This window comes from Rhizobium sp. WYCCWR10014, assembly GCF_001657485.1.
Lineage (GTDB): Bacteria > Pseudomonadota > Alphaproteobacteria > Rhizobiales > Rhizobiaceae > Rhizobium.
In genome coordinates this window covers 139,114-154,548 of the sequence record NZ_LXFU01000041.1, presented here as the reverse complement: position 1 = coordinate 154,548, position 15,435 = coordinate 139,114, and the positions used below count along the sequence as shown (strand labels likewise).

Annotated in this window: 14 protein-coding genes; 11 read left to right on the top strand and 3 right to left on the bottom strand. The window is 60.3% G+C overall.

What is annotated here, in order from left to right; genetic code table 11:
* The first annotated feature begins 271 nt into the window (after positions 1 to 271).
* The 6 genes from uvrB (at position 272) to dusA (ending at position 9,656) form a co-directional block, all read left to right on the top strand.
* Positions 272 to 3,271: an excinuclease ABC subunit UvrB gene (gene uvrB, locus A6U98_RS22620; protein WP_064652915.1), complete on the top strand. Its 3,000-nt coding sequence runs from the start codon at positions 272 to 274 to the stop codon at positions 3,269 to 3,271.
* Positions 3,272 to 3,474: 203 nt separating this feature from the next.
* Positions 3,475 to 3,861 carry a GNAT family N-acetyltransferase gene (locus A6U98_RS22615; protein ID WP_064652913.1) on the top strand — a complete coding sequence of 129 codons (387 nt, stop codon included), beginning with the start codon at positions 3,475 to 3,477 and terminating at the stop codon, positions 3,859 to 3,861.
* A gap of 380 nt (positions 3,862 to 4,241) precedes the next feature.
* Positions 4,242 to 7,019, top strand: coding sequence for a metal-binding protein (locus A6U98_RS22610; protein ID WP_064652911.1), 2,778 nt, complete (start codon positions 4,242 to 4,244; stop codon positions 7,017 to 7,019).
* Between the two features lie 309 nt (positions 7,020 to 7,328).
* Positions 7,329 to 7,796 carry a DUF3828 domain-containing protein gene (locus A6U98_RS22605; RefSeq protein ID WP_064652909.1) on the top strand — a complete coding sequence of 156 codons (468 nt, stop codon included), beginning with the start codon at positions 7,329 to 7,331 and terminating at the stop codon, positions 7,794 to 7,796.
* Positions 7,797 to 8,258: 462 nt separating this feature from the next.
* On the top strand, positions 8,259 to 8,471 hold the full coding sequence (locus A6U98_RS22600) for a cold-shock protein (RefSeq protein ID WP_003540801.1): 213 nt from the start codon (positions 8,259 to 8,261) through the stop codon (positions 8,469 to 8,471).
* A 183-nt stretch (positions 8,472 to 8,654) separates the two neighbouring features.
* The gene (gene dusA, locus A6U98_RS22595; protein ID WP_064652907.1) at positions 8,655 to 9,656 is read left to right on the top strand and encodes a tRNA dihydrouridine(20/20a) synthase DusA; all 1,002 of its coding nucleotides are present in this window, start codon (positions 8,655 to 8,657) and stop codon (positions 9,654 to 9,656) included.
* Between the two features lie 38 nt (positions 9,657 to 9,694).
* Here the strand turns inward: dusA and A6U98_RS22590 are convergent, their stop codons facing one another.
* Positions 9,695 to 10,648 (bottom strand): trypsin-like peptidase domain-containing protein, encoded by a 954-nt coding sequence (locus A6U98_RS22590; RefSeq protein ID WP_064652905.1) that lies wholly within the window; start codon positions 10,646 to 10,648, stop codon positions 9,695 to 9,697.
* A 632-nt stretch (positions 10,649 to 11,280) separates the two neighbouring features.
* Between A6U98_RS22590 and A6U98_RS22585 the strand changes: the two genes are divergently transcribed.
* The 3 genes from A6U98_RS22585 (at position 11,281) to A6U98_RS37755 (ending at position 12,850) form a co-directional block, all read left to right on the top strand.
* On the top strand, positions 11,281 to 12,117 hold the full coding sequence (locus A6U98_RS22585) for an alpha/beta hydrolase (protein ID WP_064652903.1): 837 nt from the start codon (positions 11,281 to 11,283) through the stop codon (positions 12,115 to 12,117).
* A gap of 43 nt (positions 12,118 to 12,160) precedes the next feature.
* Positions 12,161 to 12,445: a hypothetical protein gene (locus tag A6U98_RS22580; RefSeq protein ID WP_064652901.1), complete on the top strand. Its 285-nt coding sequence runs from the start codon at positions 12,161 to 12,163 to the stop codon at positions 12,443 to 12,445.
* A 195-nt stretch (positions 12,446 to 12,640) separates the two neighbouring features.
* Positions 12,641 to 12,850, top strand: a complete 210-nt coding sequence (locus tag A6U98_RS37755; protein ID WP_026158730.1) for a hypothetical protein — start codon at positions 12,641 to 12,643, stop codon at positions 12,848 to 12,850.
* Here A6U98_RS37755 and A6U98_RS22575 read toward each other — a convergent pair.
* Together A6U98_RS22575 and A6U98_RS22565 are read right to left on the bottom strand one after the other, a co-directional pair.
* Positions 12,783 to 13,145, bottom strand: coding sequence for a terminase small subunit (locus A6U98_RS22575; protein WP_064652899.1), 363 nt, complete (start codon positions 13,143 to 13,145; stop codon positions 12,783 to 12,785). The two genes, A6U98_RS37755 and A6U98_RS22575, sit on opposite strands and share 68 nt — an antisense overlap.
* Before the next feature lie 365 nt (positions 13,146 to 13,510).
* Positions 13,511 to 13,720: a hypothetical protein gene (locus A6U98_RS22565; RefSeq protein ID WP_064652896.1), complete on the bottom strand. Its 210-nt coding sequence runs from the start codon at positions 13,718 to 13,720 to the stop codon at positions 13,511 to 13,513.
* Between the two features lie 156 nt (positions 13,721 to 13,876).
* Here A6U98_RS22565 and A6U98_RS22560 point away from each other — a divergent pair, with 156 nt between their 5' ends.
* Both A6U98_RS22560 and A6U98_RS22555 read left to right on the top strand, forming a co-directional pair.
* Positions 13,877 to 14,338 (top strand): hypothetical protein, encoded by a 462-nt coding sequence (locus A6U98_RS22560; protein ID WP_245304557.1) that lies wholly within the window; start codon positions 13,877 to 13,879, stop codon positions 14,336 to 14,338.
* 353 nt (positions 14,339 to 14,691) lie between these two features.
* Positions 14,692 to 15,186 carry a BA14K family protein gene (locus A6U98_RS22555; RefSeq protein WP_064652893.1) on the top strand — a complete coding sequence of 165 codons (495 nt, stop codon included), beginning with the start codon at positions 14,692 to 14,694 and terminating at the stop codon, positions 15,184 to 15,186.
* Positions 15,187 to 15,435: the final 249 nt, after the last annotated feature.

The window sequence follows — 15,435 nt, the reverse complement described above, 5'->3', positions numbered from 1 at the left end:
CTCCCCAACCCCTCCCCACAAGGGGGAGGGACTAACCGGCGGCACCGCCCTCGCTTCTTCCGAAACGTTAAAGTTTGGAAAAGCGGGTGCCGCAAGTTAAGCCCCTCCCCCTTGTGGGGAGGGGTTGGGGCGGGGTCTTTTGGTATCGTGGGGCGGCGTCTTTTAGTATCACGCGACCGGGAGACTATTCAAAAATCCGAACGATTCATTCGTTTCCCTTTTGTACTCTTTCCCTCTTCACTTTCGCGCTGACTCTCTCCATATTCGCGCCATGGCCAAATCTCCGAAGAAATCCCCCGCCCCTGACGGTTTCGAGGAAGCCCCTCAATCGTCTTTTGAGGGAGCCCCCCTCTCCGGCTCGGTTGCCGATTGGGTGAAGCAGCTGGAGGCCGATGCCGAAACCTCGGGCGTCGAGACCCAGCGCCAGATCGCCTCCAAGGCCGGTAAACATCGCAAGAAGGTGGAAATCGCCGCCAGGACGAAAACCAGCGACGGCGGCGTCAGCGCCTCGAAATCGGCGCGCGGCACCTCCATGGGCGGCTCGACCGATCCGAAGACGCGCGCGGCCGCCGGCCTCAACCCCGTCTCCGGCATGGATACGACGCTGGAAGAGGCCTCGTCGCTGCAGGCCGGCACCGCCGTCACTGCCACGGTCGAGGCGCTGTCGGCGCTGATCGAGAGCGGCAATCCACTGCACAAGAACGGCAAGATCTGGACGCCGCACCGCCCTGCCCGGCCGGACAAATCCGAAGGCGGCATCGCCATCCGCATGCAGTCGGATTACGAGCCGGCCGGCGACCAGCCGACCGCCATCCGTGACCTCGTCGAAGGGCTGGAGAATGGCGACCGCAGCCAGGTGCTGCTCGGCGTCACCGGCTCCGGCAAGACCTTCACCATGGCCAAGGTGATCGAGGCGACGCAGCGCCCCGCCGTCATCCTGGCGCCGAACAAGACGCTGGCCGCCCAGCTCTATTCCGAATTCAAGAATTTCTTCCCCGACAATGCGGTGGAATATTTCGTTTCCTACTACGATTATTACCAGCCGGAAGCCTATGTGCCGCGCTCCGACACCTATATCGAGAAGGAATCCTCGATCAACGAGCAGATCGACCGCATGCGTCACTCGGCGACGCGCTCGCTGCTCGAACGCGACGACTGCATCATCGTCGCTTCGGTCTCCTGCATCTATGGTATCGGCTCGGTCGAGACCTATACGGCGATGACTTTCCAGATGTCTGTCGGCGACCGGCTGGACCAGCGCCAGCTGCTGGCCGACCTCGTCGCCCAGCAATACAAGCGCCGCGACATGGATTTCACCCGTGGTTCCTTCCGGGTGCGCGGCGACACGATCGAACTTTTCCCCGCCCACTTGGAGGATGCCGCCTGGCGAATCTCGATGTTCGGCGATGAGATCGACGCCATCACCGAGTTCGATCCGCTGACCGGCCAGAAGGTCGGCGACCTGAAATCGGTGAAGATCTACGCCAATTCGCACTATGTCACCCCGCGCCCGACGCTGAACGGCGCCATCAAGTCGATCAAGGAGGAACTCAGGCTTCGCCTCGCCGAGCTGGAAAAGGCCGGCCGCCTGCTGGAGGCCCAGCGCCTGGAGCAGCGCACCCGCTACGATATCGAAATGCTCGAAGCCACCGGCTCCTGCCAGGGCATCGAGAACTATTCACGTTACCTCACCGGCCGCGACCCCGGCGATCCGCCGCCGACGCTGTTCGAATATATCCCCGACAATGCCCTCGTCTTCATCGACGAAAGCCATGTCACCGTGCCGCAGATCGGCGGCATGTACCGGGGCGACTTCCGCCGCAAGGCGACGCTGGCCGAATACGGCTTCCGCCTGCCCTCCTGCATGGACAACCGGCCGCTACGCTTCGAGGAATGGGACGCCATGCGCCCCGACACCATCGCCGTTTCGGCCACGCCCGGCGGCTGGGAGATGGAACAATCGGGCGGCGTCTTCGCCGAACAGGTGATCCGCCCGACCGGCCTGATCGACCCGCCGGTCGAGGTCCGGTCGGCCCGCACCCAGGTCGACGACGTGCTCGGCGAAATCCGCGAGACCGCAGCCAAGGGCTACCGCACCCTCTGCACCGTGCTGACCAAGCGCATGGCCGAGGACCTGACCGAATATCTGCATGAGCAGGGCGTGCGCGTGCGCTACATGCACTCCGACATCGACACGCTGGAGCGTATCGAGATCCTCCGCGATCTCCGCCTCGGCGCCTTCGACGTGCTCGTCGGCATCAACCTTCTGCGCGAAGGCTTGGACATTCCCGAATGCGGCTTCGTCGCCATCCTCGACGCCGACAAGGAAGGCTTCCTGCGCTCGGAAACATCGCTGATCCAGACGATCGGCCGCGCCGCGCGTAACGTCGACGGCAAGGTCATCCTCTATGCCGACCAGGTCACCGGCTCGATGAAGCGGGCGATGGAGGAAACCGGCCGCCGCCGCGAAAAGCAGATGGCCTACAACGCCGAACACGGCATCACCCCTGAATCGGTCAAGGCCAGGATCTCCGACATCCTCGACTCCGTCTACGAACGCGACCACGTCCGCGCCGATATCTCGGGCGTCTCGGGCAAAGGCTTCGCCGATGGCGGCAACCTCGTCGGCAACAACCTGCAGACCCATCTCAACGCGCTCGAAAAGAGCATGCGCGATGCCGCCGCCGACCTCGACTTCGAAAAAGCCGCCCGCCTCCGCGACGAAATCAAACGCCTCAAAGCCGTGGAACTCGCCGCCATGGACGACCCGATGGCGAGAGAAGAAGCCAGAGCGATGGAAGGCAGCGGAAAAAAGAAGACGGGTGCGGCAAACTCAACGAACTCCCTCCCCCTTGTGGGGAGGGTTGGGGAGGGGAACGCCACAAACTCGACCCCCTCCTACTTCGCCAAACCCTCCATCGACGACATGGGCCCAGGCACCGACACCACCACCCCGCTCTTCCGCAAACCCGCCCTCGATGAAATGGGCCGCGACATCGCCGAGCCCACAAAGAAGACCCTTTTCCGCAAAAACGACCTCGACGAAATGACCGTCGGCCGAACAGAAAAGCCGGTCACCGGAGCGCTGCCGAAAAAGCCGGATGCCGCCAAGAGCACGAAGCGATTTTCACCGCTGCTCGAAGGGCAGCCGGAGCGCGGCGACCTGCGGCCGGTCGTGCGCGGGAAGACGGGCGTGGGGAGCTATGAGGATCCGGGCGAGCAGAAGCGCAAGGGGCGGACGAAGGGGAAGACTGGGCGGCCGGGGCGATAACGACAAACCGGCCAACCAGGCGGCCTGGTTTAAGATAGTTTGTGTATCGCTGGGTCAGCCGCGCCTTCGCAATCAGTGCGGTTGAGGAATCTCGGATGCCAACACCATGGGTGCGTGTCTAGGGAATCGCTTTGGAGACACCATGGGCGATTTTATGGATCAGCCTCTCTGGCTTGCTGCGTGTCCACAGAACGGAATTCCCAATGCCAGAAATTCGCATCGATCCTTTCCCCTCCGCCGCCGAACTCGACACCCTCTGGTCCGCCGCCTGGGGCACCCCTGCCCCGCGCGATTTCACCTCAATCCTCTCCCGCAGCCTCACCCATGTCGGCGCCTACCACGACAACCAGCTCATCGGCTTCGTCAACGTCGCCTGGGATGGCGGCATCCATGCCTTCATCCTCGATACCTCGGTTCATCCTGACATGCGGCGGCAGGGGATCGCGACGCGGCTGATCAGGGAAGCGACGCGGGTTGCGCGGGAGCGGGGCGCCGAGTGGCTGCATGTCGATTTCGAACCGCACCTGACCCGCTTCTACCGCGCCTGTGGATTCAGGCCGACGAAGGCAGGACTCATCAAGCTCGTGTAGTTCTCCCGCGCGGGAAGTCTGAACAAGTCGAAGCCAACAGCAACCGGCGATAGTGACGCGAATGGTCGCGCGGCGCAGCACTACCGATGAACCGCTGAAAACACAATTTTCGCGAGAGAATCTCGCCCGACATTGAAAGATAACACTATTTATGAAACCAAAGCATGACTTTGAGTTCTGAAATTAAAATTCGTTTTCCCAGTATTTCATCCTTAGTTTTTCATTAAAAAAGCAATGAAAAGACACAATTTTGCATTGAAAACTTAATCGGGGATTGGCATAGATCCCCGAGGGGTTGTCGTCCGCCGAGCAATAAAACAGTTCTTTCGCGGATGTCTCATATTGCCGAGTACAAAGCATCTTTTGGGGAAAAGAAATATATGGCCTTGAATATTCTGGACACGAACGGCGCCACAGTTACCAAGACCGGCGCTGAGTTCGAAGCATACGATGTTATCCGCGACTCCGCCGCCAACCCTTCCGCACCGGTCACTCTTGTTGTTTCCGATGCCGGCGTGGCGGATCTGGCCGATGAACTGGGCTCCGCCTCAGCGAACGTGTTTGGCTCTTACTACGACAACACGATCACGGCGGGCGCGGGCAACGACACCATCTCGGATAACCACGGCATAGACACGTTGAGTGGCGGCGCCGGCAACGATTCAATTTTCGGCAGTGGCAGCAATGATAAGTTGATCGGCGGTGACGGCGACGATTACATATACGATAGTAACAGTGCTTGGCCAATACCTGACAGCGGCTCGCAGCCGGACTTTTTGGACATTGACGCCGGCAACGGTGACGACTCCATAGTTTTGGAGAATTTCGGACTACAGAAATCAGGAACAATCGATGGCGGCGCCGGGATCGATTCGCTGCAGGCCTATTCGCTCGACGGTCTAACGATCAAGAACATCGAGGTCCTTCAAACCTGGCCATACACGGTTAAGGGTTCGAGCGCGCAGTTCGAAAGCTTTGATAAGATCCTCGGGTCGACAGATCCGATCCTCAATTCCTTCGCCTCTTTGGAGGTGACGGACAGCGCCCACCTCGACCTTTCCGACGAGCTGGCGGACCGCCGAGCTCATGTCTCGGGCTGGAACAATCCCTCCGGCGTTGACGTCAAGACCGGCGACGGCGACGACGTATTTGCGGGCAGCGACGTCAACGACATTTTCGACGGCAGCGGCGGCAACGACATTTTCGACGGCAGCGGCGGCAATGACAAATTGACCGGCGGCGATGGCGACGACGAGCTCGATGGTGGCGACGGCACCGACACGGCTGTTTTCGCCGGTAATTTTTCCGACTATTCCCTTGCATTGGAAAATGGCAGGGATGTCGTCACGAGCGCGCTAGAAGGTACGGATACGCTGACGGGCGTCGAATTCGCGCGCTTTGCCGATGGTGTTTACGATTTCGCCACCGGAACTTTCACCGGCGACAGTACCGATCCAGGTAACCCTTTGAATATCTTGGAGACGAACGGCGCCACGATCACCAAGACCGGCGCGGAGTTCGAAGCTTACGACGTCATTCGCCACTCCGAGCTCAATCCCCTCGTCGCGGCCACCCTGGTCATCTCGGATTCCGGAACGGTAGACCTTTCCGACGAACTGGGCTCGGGCTCCGCAAATGTGACGGGCTCCAGCGGCGACGATACGCTCACGACGGGCGCAGGCAACGACACGATCTCCGGCGGTGACGGCGCGGACACGCTGAACGGCGGCGCCGGAAACGATCATCTCCATGGAGGATCTGGCAATGACACGCTGCATGGCAGCGCCGGCAATGACCAGATCTTCGGCGACGGCGGGAATGATGTCATTAAAGGCGGCGCCGGCAACGATACGATCACCGACGGTGATGTTGGCAACTTCTCTCCGGATCTCGGGCTCGTCCCGGAAGTCTTGAACATCGACGCCGGCGACGGCAGCGATGTCGTCATCGTGCAGCCATTCGCTCCGTTGATTTCCGGAACAATCAATGGCGGTGACGGATTTGATACGTTGCAAGCCCCCGATCTGAGAGGCCTGACGATCGAGAACTTCGAAGTCCTTGACACTGCAAGATTTCAGGTTGCCGGTTCGAGCGCGCAGTTCGAAAGCTTTGATAGCATTGTCGGGTCGATCAATCCGTTCGACGTTGTTTCTCGCCCCTCACTGGCAATAACGGACAGCGCCCACCTCGATCTTTCCGATGAGTTGGGAGACCACGGAGCTTTTATCACCGGCTATGGCTCAAGCATTGACGTCAAGGCCGGCAGTGGCGACGACGAGTTTACGGGCACCGACGGCAACGACATTCTCGAGGGCGGCGGCGGGTACGACATCATTGACGGCGGCGCCGGCACCGACACCGCGGTCTTCTCCGCTAAGTTCGCCGACTATATGCTCGGCTACCGCTACGACATCGAATCCCACATCGTGAGCAGCCTGAGCGGGCAGGACGGTGAGGATATCCTGACCGACGTCGAATTCGCCCGTTTTGCCGACGGCGTCTATGAATTTGCCACGGGAACCTTCACGAGCACCAATAACGCGCCGACCAACATCCAGCTCTCGAAAACCGCCCTCTCCGAGGACACGCCGATCTGGACCACGGTCGGCCTGCTCAGCGCCAAGGACGCCGATGGCGACGCGCTCACCTATACGCTGATCGACGGGGCGAACGATCACTTCCGGATAAAGGGCGACCGCATTGTCACCTCGAAGGCGCTGGACTACGAGACGGACAAGTCGCACACAATCAAGGTGGCTGTCTCCGATGGCACGGTCACGGTCGAAAAGGACATCACGATCAATGTCCTCGACGTCAACGAAGCCCCAGTCAACAAGGCGCCGACCAATCTCGCCTTCTCGCGCAGCTCGGTCTCCGAGAATATCGCGATCGGCACCTCGGTCGGCCTTCTCTCGGCGCGCGATCCGGAAGGCGGCACGGTAAAATGGCGGCTGACGGACGATGCCGACGGCATCTTCAAACTCGTCGGCAACAAGATCCAGACAAAGGCCGCAATCGACTACGAAAGCACCCACAGCCTGACCTTCACTGCAGAAGCCTACGACGCGGCTGGAAACGTCACCAGCCACGATTTCACGCTCGCCGTGAAGGACGTCTTCGAGCCGTCGTTTGCGCTGTCACATGAGGCATTGATCTAGGCCGCGACTGGATTGCCTGCGACGCAGAGATGCGTCGGAACAAGGCGCCACCACGAATCTCTTCTCCCCAGCGGGGAGAAGGTGCAGGCGGTTGAGGGGGTGAGCGGCAAAGCCGCGAATACGCTCAGCATACGCGAAGAGCAATAGATCAACAATGAGGGTGTGCCGTGCGGGCCCCTCACCTGTCCTTCGGACATCTTCTCCCCGTTGGGGAGAAGAGGGAGTTCGGGCCAAGCCCCTCCCAAAAATGCCGCTCCACCTCAGTGCCCGATTCCGCTATGATTCACCGCTCATCCGAGGAGAGCCCGCATGCGTCTGCCAACATTCATCCTCGCCCTCGCCGTGTCGGCGGTCGCAGCCTTTCCCGCATTGGCGCAAACCTACAAGACGCCGAAGGCACTGCTCACGGCGCTCTACAGCTACGACACCGACAACAGCGACGCCGAGGCGCCCTCGCCCTATTCGATCTTCTTCTCAGACCACTTGAACGAACTCCTCCAGGCCGATCTCGACAACACGCCGGAGGGCGATGTCGGCGCGATCGACTTCGATCCCGTCATCGCTGGCCAGGACGGCGTGGCGAGCGACGTCAGGATCGGCCAACCGATCCTGCTGGATGACAAGGCCGAGGTGGAAGTGCAGTTCGAAAACGGCGAGGAGGTGACGCTCTTCTATTCCCTGGTGCGCGAAGACGGCGGCTGGAAGGTCGACGACATCGCCAACCAGAAGGGTGATAATCCATGGAGCCTGAGCGCGTTGCTGGGTGACGCGCAGTAGGCGCGACCCAGTCACCCGCCCATGTGCTTCGAGGCGTGTCGCCCCGACCGCCCCACGAACAAATCCATGCCGGCTATCGAATCCGCCGGTCATCCCGTTTCGGCACGGAATCCCGATATGGCACAGCCCTGCAAGAATCCGTTAACCCACCGTCAAGTATCTGAATCTTCGGCATTTCCCGACATCGATGCAGGTATGCCAAAAGAATCCCGCTTGCTTTTTGCCCGAAATGCTGGCACGAATTGACTTACTCGGGCATTTGCATGCCGGTGACTGGACTGATGTGGTAATCCCTTCCGTTTGGAAGGCGGCGCGGGACTACCCGCCTACGTAGACGTTCTTTCCCCGTACGTGACTTCTCCGACTGACCCTTCGTCCCATCGATCGGGGCGAAAGCTAAAGCCGTCCGCTTCCTCTCGGGGGCGCGGATACTACACAGACTAAGGGAAAAGGACGATCCCAATGGCCACCAAGGGCACCGTAAAATTCTTCAACCAGGACAAGGGTTTTGGTTTCATCACGCCGGACGGCGGCGCAAAGGACGTTTTCGTCCATATCTCTGCGCTGCAGGCTTCTGGCATCCAGTCGCTGCGCGAAGGCCAGCAGGTTACCTTCGACACCGAGCCGGACCGCATGGGCAAGGGCCCGAAGGCTGTCAATATCTCGGCTTCGTAAGTTAGACATCGCTTCGGCGGCATGAACGGCGCTCCGCAAGGGGCGCCGTTTCTGTTTGTGGTGATCGGCGGTCATTTGTCGATCGCATTGGCAAGTGTTATATGCGCCCTTTATGGATGCCCGCCCCTGCGGCGGTGGGGCGCCGCGCTGCAGCGCTCGGGAACAACGAACAATGGAACGTCGATGACGCAGAAGAGGCCAATTTTTGCGGTCGCCCCGATGATCGACTGGACGGATCGGCATTGCCGTTATTTCCACCGGCAGATCAGCCGCGAGGCGCTGCTCTATACCGAGATGGTGGTGGCCGATGCGATCATCCACGGCCCACGCGACCGGCTGCTCGGCCATGACGCCGCCGAGCATCCGCTAGCGCTGCAGCTCGGCGGATCGGACCCGGCAAAACTTGCCGAGGCGGTGAAGATCGCCGAACCCTACGGTTATGACGAGATCAACCTCAATGTCGGCTGCCCCTCCGACCGTGTGCAGTCCGGCACCTTCGGCGCCTGCCTGATGCTGACGCCGGAAACGGTGGCCGAATGCATTGCAGCGATGAAGAGGGTTGCGACCGTGCCGGTGACGGTGAAATGCCGGATCGGCGTCGACGAGCAGGAACCGGAACAGGCGCTGCCCGAGCTGATCACCCGCGTTCTCGATGCCGGCGCCGACGCGATCTGGATCCATGCGCGCAAGGCCTGGTTGAAGGGCCTGAGCCCCAAGGAAAACCGCGAAATCCCGCCGCTCGACTACGAGATTGTCTATCGGATGAAGCAGCGCTGGCCCGACGTCTTCATCGGCATCAATGGCGGCATCCGCACGCTCGACGAGGCCGCAGCCCACCTCGAACATGTCGACGGCGTCATGCTTGGCCGCGCCGCCTATCAGAATGCCGCGATCCTTGCCGATATCGACCAGCGCTTCTTTGGTGCGCCTGCGGCCGAACCGGACTGGGAGGCCCTGCGTGACAGAATGATGGCCTATGCCGAACGCCACATCGCCAGCGGCGGCCGGCTGCAGCACGTGGCGCGCCATATGGTCGGCCTCTTCACCGGCCTGCCCGGCGCAAGGCGCTACCGTCAGATCCTGTCGACCGATGCGGCAAAAACCGGCGCCGGGCCGGAGGTGCTGGCAGCAGCCTTTGCGGCGGTGGATTTTTCAGAGACGGAGCAGGAAGCCGTCAGCGCCTGACGTTAGGTGATGTCTTGTCATGGCGCCGAAGCGCGTCGTCAGCGCGCCATCGGCAGCAAGATCTTCTTCTCGATCCGACCCGCCACCGAGAACACCAAAATCTCCGTATCCCTGCCGATCCTGCTGCCATCCATCAATCGGACGATATCGTCGACGCCGCCGACCGGGCTGCCATCGATGGCGAGAATATAATCGCCCTCCTGCAACCCTCCCTTTGCCGCCGGCCCGTCGGCTTCGACGCGCCGGATGCGAACCGAGGTCGTCTGTGTCGTGCCTGCCGCAAGCGCCACCCGGCGCGGCAGCACGATCGTATCGCCGGCTATACCGATGAAGGCGCGTCTCACCTGACCATAGCGCAGAATCTCCGAAACCACGAAATTGGCCGTATTCGACGCCACGGCAAAGGCGATGCTCTGCGCGCCCTGGATGACGGCGGTGTTGACGCCGATCACCTCTCCGCCTGACGACACCAGCGGCCCGCCCGAGTTGCCGGGATTGAGCGCCGCATCGGTCTGGATGACATCCTCCATCGGCCGGCCGCTTGCCGCCCGCATCGACCGGCCGAGAGCCGAGACGATACCGGCGGTAACAGTCCATTCGAAGCCGAGCGGGTTTCCGATCGCGATCGCGATATGCCCCCTGCGCAGGCGCTGGGAGTCTCCAAGCTTCGCCCAGGCGCCAGTGCTTGTATTGGCGCGAATGAGGGCGATATCGGTATCCACGTCGCGGCCGAGCACGCGGCCCTCGGTAACGAAGCCGTCAGGCGTGGTGATGCGAACGACCTTGGCGTCGTCGACGACATGGTTGTTTGTGATGATCAGCCCATCAGGCGAGACGGCGAAGCCAGAACCGTGCCCCTGGCGGCCTCCCACCCTCTCGATCCGGCTGACTGCCGGCCCGACGATATCGACTGCTGCTGCGATCGATTGCGAATAGGCATCGATCAGCGCCCCATCATTCTGAGGCGCTATGTCCTTATCCATGTAACCCATTATTTGATCCTCAGGCGGCAATAACGGCCGTCCCGCCGCCGGCGAAGCGGTCGCGATTGCGACGGTTCGCCATTGTGCTGTTGTGTGAGGATTAGATGGTTGGGCGTAGACCCGCGTTCAAGTGAGCGCCAGCGGCGGTCTGTAATGCGTGCAACGCAGAGAATGCCAACACACCTAGCCGGACATATATATTGAACTACCCGGACAGATATCTTGAACGAACGGCAAAAAATTGGCTCATTGCAGACATTCGCCCGTCAAATCAGCTGCCTTCGCTACGCCATGACGAACCTGCCTGAGGTGTCCAACAGGCCGACATACCGGGGATCAAGGAATGTTCGCAGCACGAAACAGCCAGGCGCTGATCGCCAAATCCCCGTCCCGTCAGGCCAGATGGACGGGCGCTGCGCGTCCAATTCGCGGAGACGTACAAACTTCTGTCATATCAATAGAATAGAAAGAGCCTTTCAATAAGCACATCAGCATACTCAGAGCCGGTTGATCCCCTCAGGCGCGACCTTCTTGCCCCAGCCTCCGGTGCAACCGCGCTCGTGGCCTTGCCAATTCTGCCGGCAACGGCGCAAACTTCTGACCGCATGAATCCAATCCAACCCAAACAACGGAGCCAAGAGATGAGCACAGTCACAACCAAGGACGGCATCGAGATCTTCTACAAGGATTGGGGGCCGAAGAGCGCCCAGCCGATCATGTTCCATCACGGCTGGCCGCTATGCTCCGACGACTGGGATACCCAGATGCTGTTCTTCCTTGAGAAGGGCTACCGGGTCGTTGCTCACGACCGGCGCGGCCACGGCCGCTCCACCCAGGTGGGCGAGGGTCACGATATGGATCACTACGCCGCCGATGCCGCAGCCGTCGTCGAGCATCTCGATCTCAGGAACACCGTCCATGTCGGCCATTCCACCGGCGGCGGCGAAGCGACCCATTATGTCGCCCGCCACGGCCAGCCGCAGGGCCGCGTCGCCAAGCTCGTGATCATCGGCGCCGTGCCGCCCATCATGGTGAAGTCGGATGCCAATCCCGGCGGCCTGCCGATCGAGGTCTTCGACGACCTGCGCAAGCAGCTCGCCGCCAACCGCTCGCAATTCTACCGTGACCTGCCTGCAGGTCCGTTCTACAGCTTTAACCGGCCGGGCGCGAAAGTATCGGAGCCGGTCATCAACAATTGGTGGCGCCAGGGCATGATCGGCGGCGCCAAAGCACATTACGACGGCATCAAGGCCTTTTCGGAAACAGACTTCACCGAAGACCTGAAGATCATCACCGTGCCGACTTTCGTCATGCACGGCGACGACGACCAGATCGTGCCGATCGCCGACTCCGCCCTGCTCTCGGCCAAGCTGCTGCAGAACGCCACGCTGAAGGTCTACGAGAAATTCCCGCATGGCATGTGCACCACCCATGCCGACATCATCAACCCCGACATCCTCGCCTTCATCAAAGGCTAATCCGTGATGTTGCCGGGCGCCGATCAGGCGCCCGGTTGTCACGATGGCTTGCCATCCTACAGGCCGGCGTTCTGGCCATGTCGATCGATTGACAGCCAGAGACTCATTTTCCCATGAAACCGTTTTCGCCGATTTGCGTTTAGCGGCCATGAAAAGAGAACGTGAACCCTCATCAAAGGCTTACCGGCAGGATCGTTTCGAAAACACCGAGCGCGCCGCCAAGGAAACCATCGAGGCTGAGCAGCGGGCCCGCCTCGAAAAAACCAAGCGGTTGAAAGAGCTGCGCCTGTCGCAGCAGCAAGGCGCCAAGGACCCCGCAATCAAGTAGCACGCGCACGCTGTCGACCAGGCCGACAGGCCGAGCGGTCTCATATCCATGCCCTGAAGCCCTCGCGCGTCTTCCCGCGCGAGGCCCCGAATTGTTTTTGAATGTCGGACCTTCGCCCATCTTGCAGAGCAAAGATCGTGAAATTATCTTTTTTTCACCAAAGCGATTCACGGCATCCAAAAAGGGCAGATTGCGATGTCAGACAAGCTGTTCAGCACGCGTGACGAACCGCTCGCCTCCGAGGACCTCGATGTGTGCAGGCGTGTCCATGAAGCTCTCTGTAGCGGGCTAAAGATCGATCGATCAGGCAAAGAGGCCGATCGCCTAGGCGCCCTCATCATCGAGCTTTACCGTCAGGGTGTGCACGACGAAAGCCAGCTTCGGTTGCTGGCCGGCGGAAGGTGAGGCTGATAGCGCGAGACGTTTTCAGCGGCCCCTCGTCATCGAACACGTCACGGACATCACCAAACGCGATGTCGGCAATGGCGACAAGCACCCACTCGGCGGAAGTCTCCATCTCGGCAAGACGTGGCGCTAAGGCTCTCTCAATCTCCGCCCGCACAGCCTCATTCACCATCAAGCGGTTGCCATTGGCACGCGACTTTCCGCTATACCCCGTCCGCACCGCCGCGTGCTTCGCATTCAAATCCTTCAGATATTCCGCCACAAACAGGCGCTGCCTCGGCGTCAGTTCTGCCATTGGTGATCGTGCCCTCGAAGAGAGGGCGATGGTAGCGGGAGATGGTGGCAGGGTGAAAAGCGCGCCGCGGGGAAGGCCCTACGAAGCCAGACCTCTGTCCCTGTTGTAAATCTCCCCCGGAGTCGGCTCTCTGGTCACAATCGCGCCGTCGGAAAGCCGGCGACGCATGACATCGCCGTGCCAATGCCATTCTCCGGATACGCCAGCGAAAAACAGCGCACGAAGCGCCTCGACCACACGGCTCCACACCGACGGCTTGGGACGTCGGAAACTGATCGTAGTCATTTTGTCTTTGCTCCCCTTCAAAATTATTCTCTGCCGATCGCGCACGTCACGTTTCTCTCTTCCCGGAGGGTGCCCGACCATCATGGATTGCAATGATCCAGCCGCGCCAATATGCGCAATGCCTCAATTCGATCCGGCTCCCAGAAGGTCAGCCTGAGCCGGCCTGCATCCGAATCCAGGGAGAATGCCTCGCGGGCCAGCCCGACCTCGGCAAGCCTCATGCGTATGGAGTCGAGATCGGTCATACCACCCAGCGGCTCCATGATGATGTATTGCGTCGGTTTCGCCATGTGGAAGCCCCTTATTCAGAGTATTTTCCGGCGCAGTAAAACATAAATAGCAACATGGCTCAATGAAAGTCTTAATATCTGGTTACCAAACGAAGTTAATACTTAGTTACACAGAGGTTGACCGCCGTTTTAATATTGAACACGGGAAAGCGCCCTATGATTTCAAGAGAGATTGCTATTGCGTCAACGTCTTTCGATGTCATATCCCTGGGAGCGCTCCGCGATGGTTTGGCTGGATCTATCATGCAAATCGCTTTTGACTTAGGAAACCTCGTTCAATGGGTCGTCCTCGAGGCCGCCCTCGTCTTGCCGCTGGCCGCAATCGTGGCAGTGGCTTCAAAACGGCAGTTTCTCAAAATCCTTGCGAAAGATCTCTCAGCGGCTTGGGCCGGATCAGCTACGGCGCCTATCTCTTCCATCTTCCGGTCTGGGCGGTTCTTTGCATTGAGCGCCCGTTTGGGCGTCGGTGACTTCTTCTCGCGCGGCCCGCTTACGATGCTCGTCCCTGGATCGTTATCCGTACTCACCGCTTTGGTATCGTGGATCATGGTGGAGCGCCCAGTGATGGCTTGGTCGAAAAAGGCTGACGAGCCGGCTGGCTGCCGCATGATCGGATAGCCGAAGGGCCAGGCGTATGCCCGACGGATGGTGTCGCACGCTGGTGCCATCAATGTCGCGCTTTCGACGCACATGCCGCTCCCCGAACGAGCCGTCCTCATTGAGCTCCGATAAGAGTAAAGTTCGTCTGCGCCGTGTCGTCGGTGCGATCTTCTCAGACATTCCCGCCCATTGGCCGTGGCAAAGCTGTCCAGCGTTTTAGGACCGGTCGGTTCGTGCCGTCCGGTAGTGATGCACAGGCCTATCATGTTAGCACAAACGCACATACGCCGCCTCATTCGATCCCAAAATGAAACCAATCCCGTTCCCCTGCGTTACCCCGTCGATAGATCCGTTGACCCAAGGTGAGTGAAATGAACAGATTCGCCATCATTGCCCTGTCGATCGCGACGGCCTTCTCCGGAATGCCGGCCTCGGCAGGTCCGGTCTTCGTGCCGAGTTCGGTGCAATTAGCTCAGCCGGTGCCGGGCAATAGCGATGCCCGGATCATGACTGTCGGCTGCAACCCCTATTCCATTGTCTGCTCTGGCTATGGCGATAACCGCAGATACTCCCGTGACCGCCACAACTATCGCGACCGCGGATACGACCGCGACCGCCGCTACTACCGAGACGACCGATATGGTCGTCGCTATGATCGCCGATATCGCCGCCACGACAACAGCGGCGCCATCATCGGCGGCCTGGCAGCCGGCGCCATCATCGGCGGCATCATCGCTTCGCAGCCGCGCGCACGTGCCTATAGTTCTGGTTCGCATGCGGAGTATTGCTATAGCCGTTATCGGTCATACCGCGCCTATGACAATACCTACCAGCCGAACTACGGCCCGCGGCGCCAGTGCCGGTAATCCGACCCATCCATCAGAGCAAGCCTCGCACGAAGATGCGGGGCTTGCTCTGATAGCCGAAAGCCCGTTACGCGGCTTTCCTAGGGACACCGTAGACTGTCACGCCGTAGAGCAAATCGCCTTGCCCCCTATCGACCAGCTCTATATGTATGAAAGCACGGTAGGTTAGCAGATACGCACATACATAACCCCTCCCCATCCAAAATGAAACCTATTCCCTTCCCCCGCGTTATCCCCCGATACATCCAA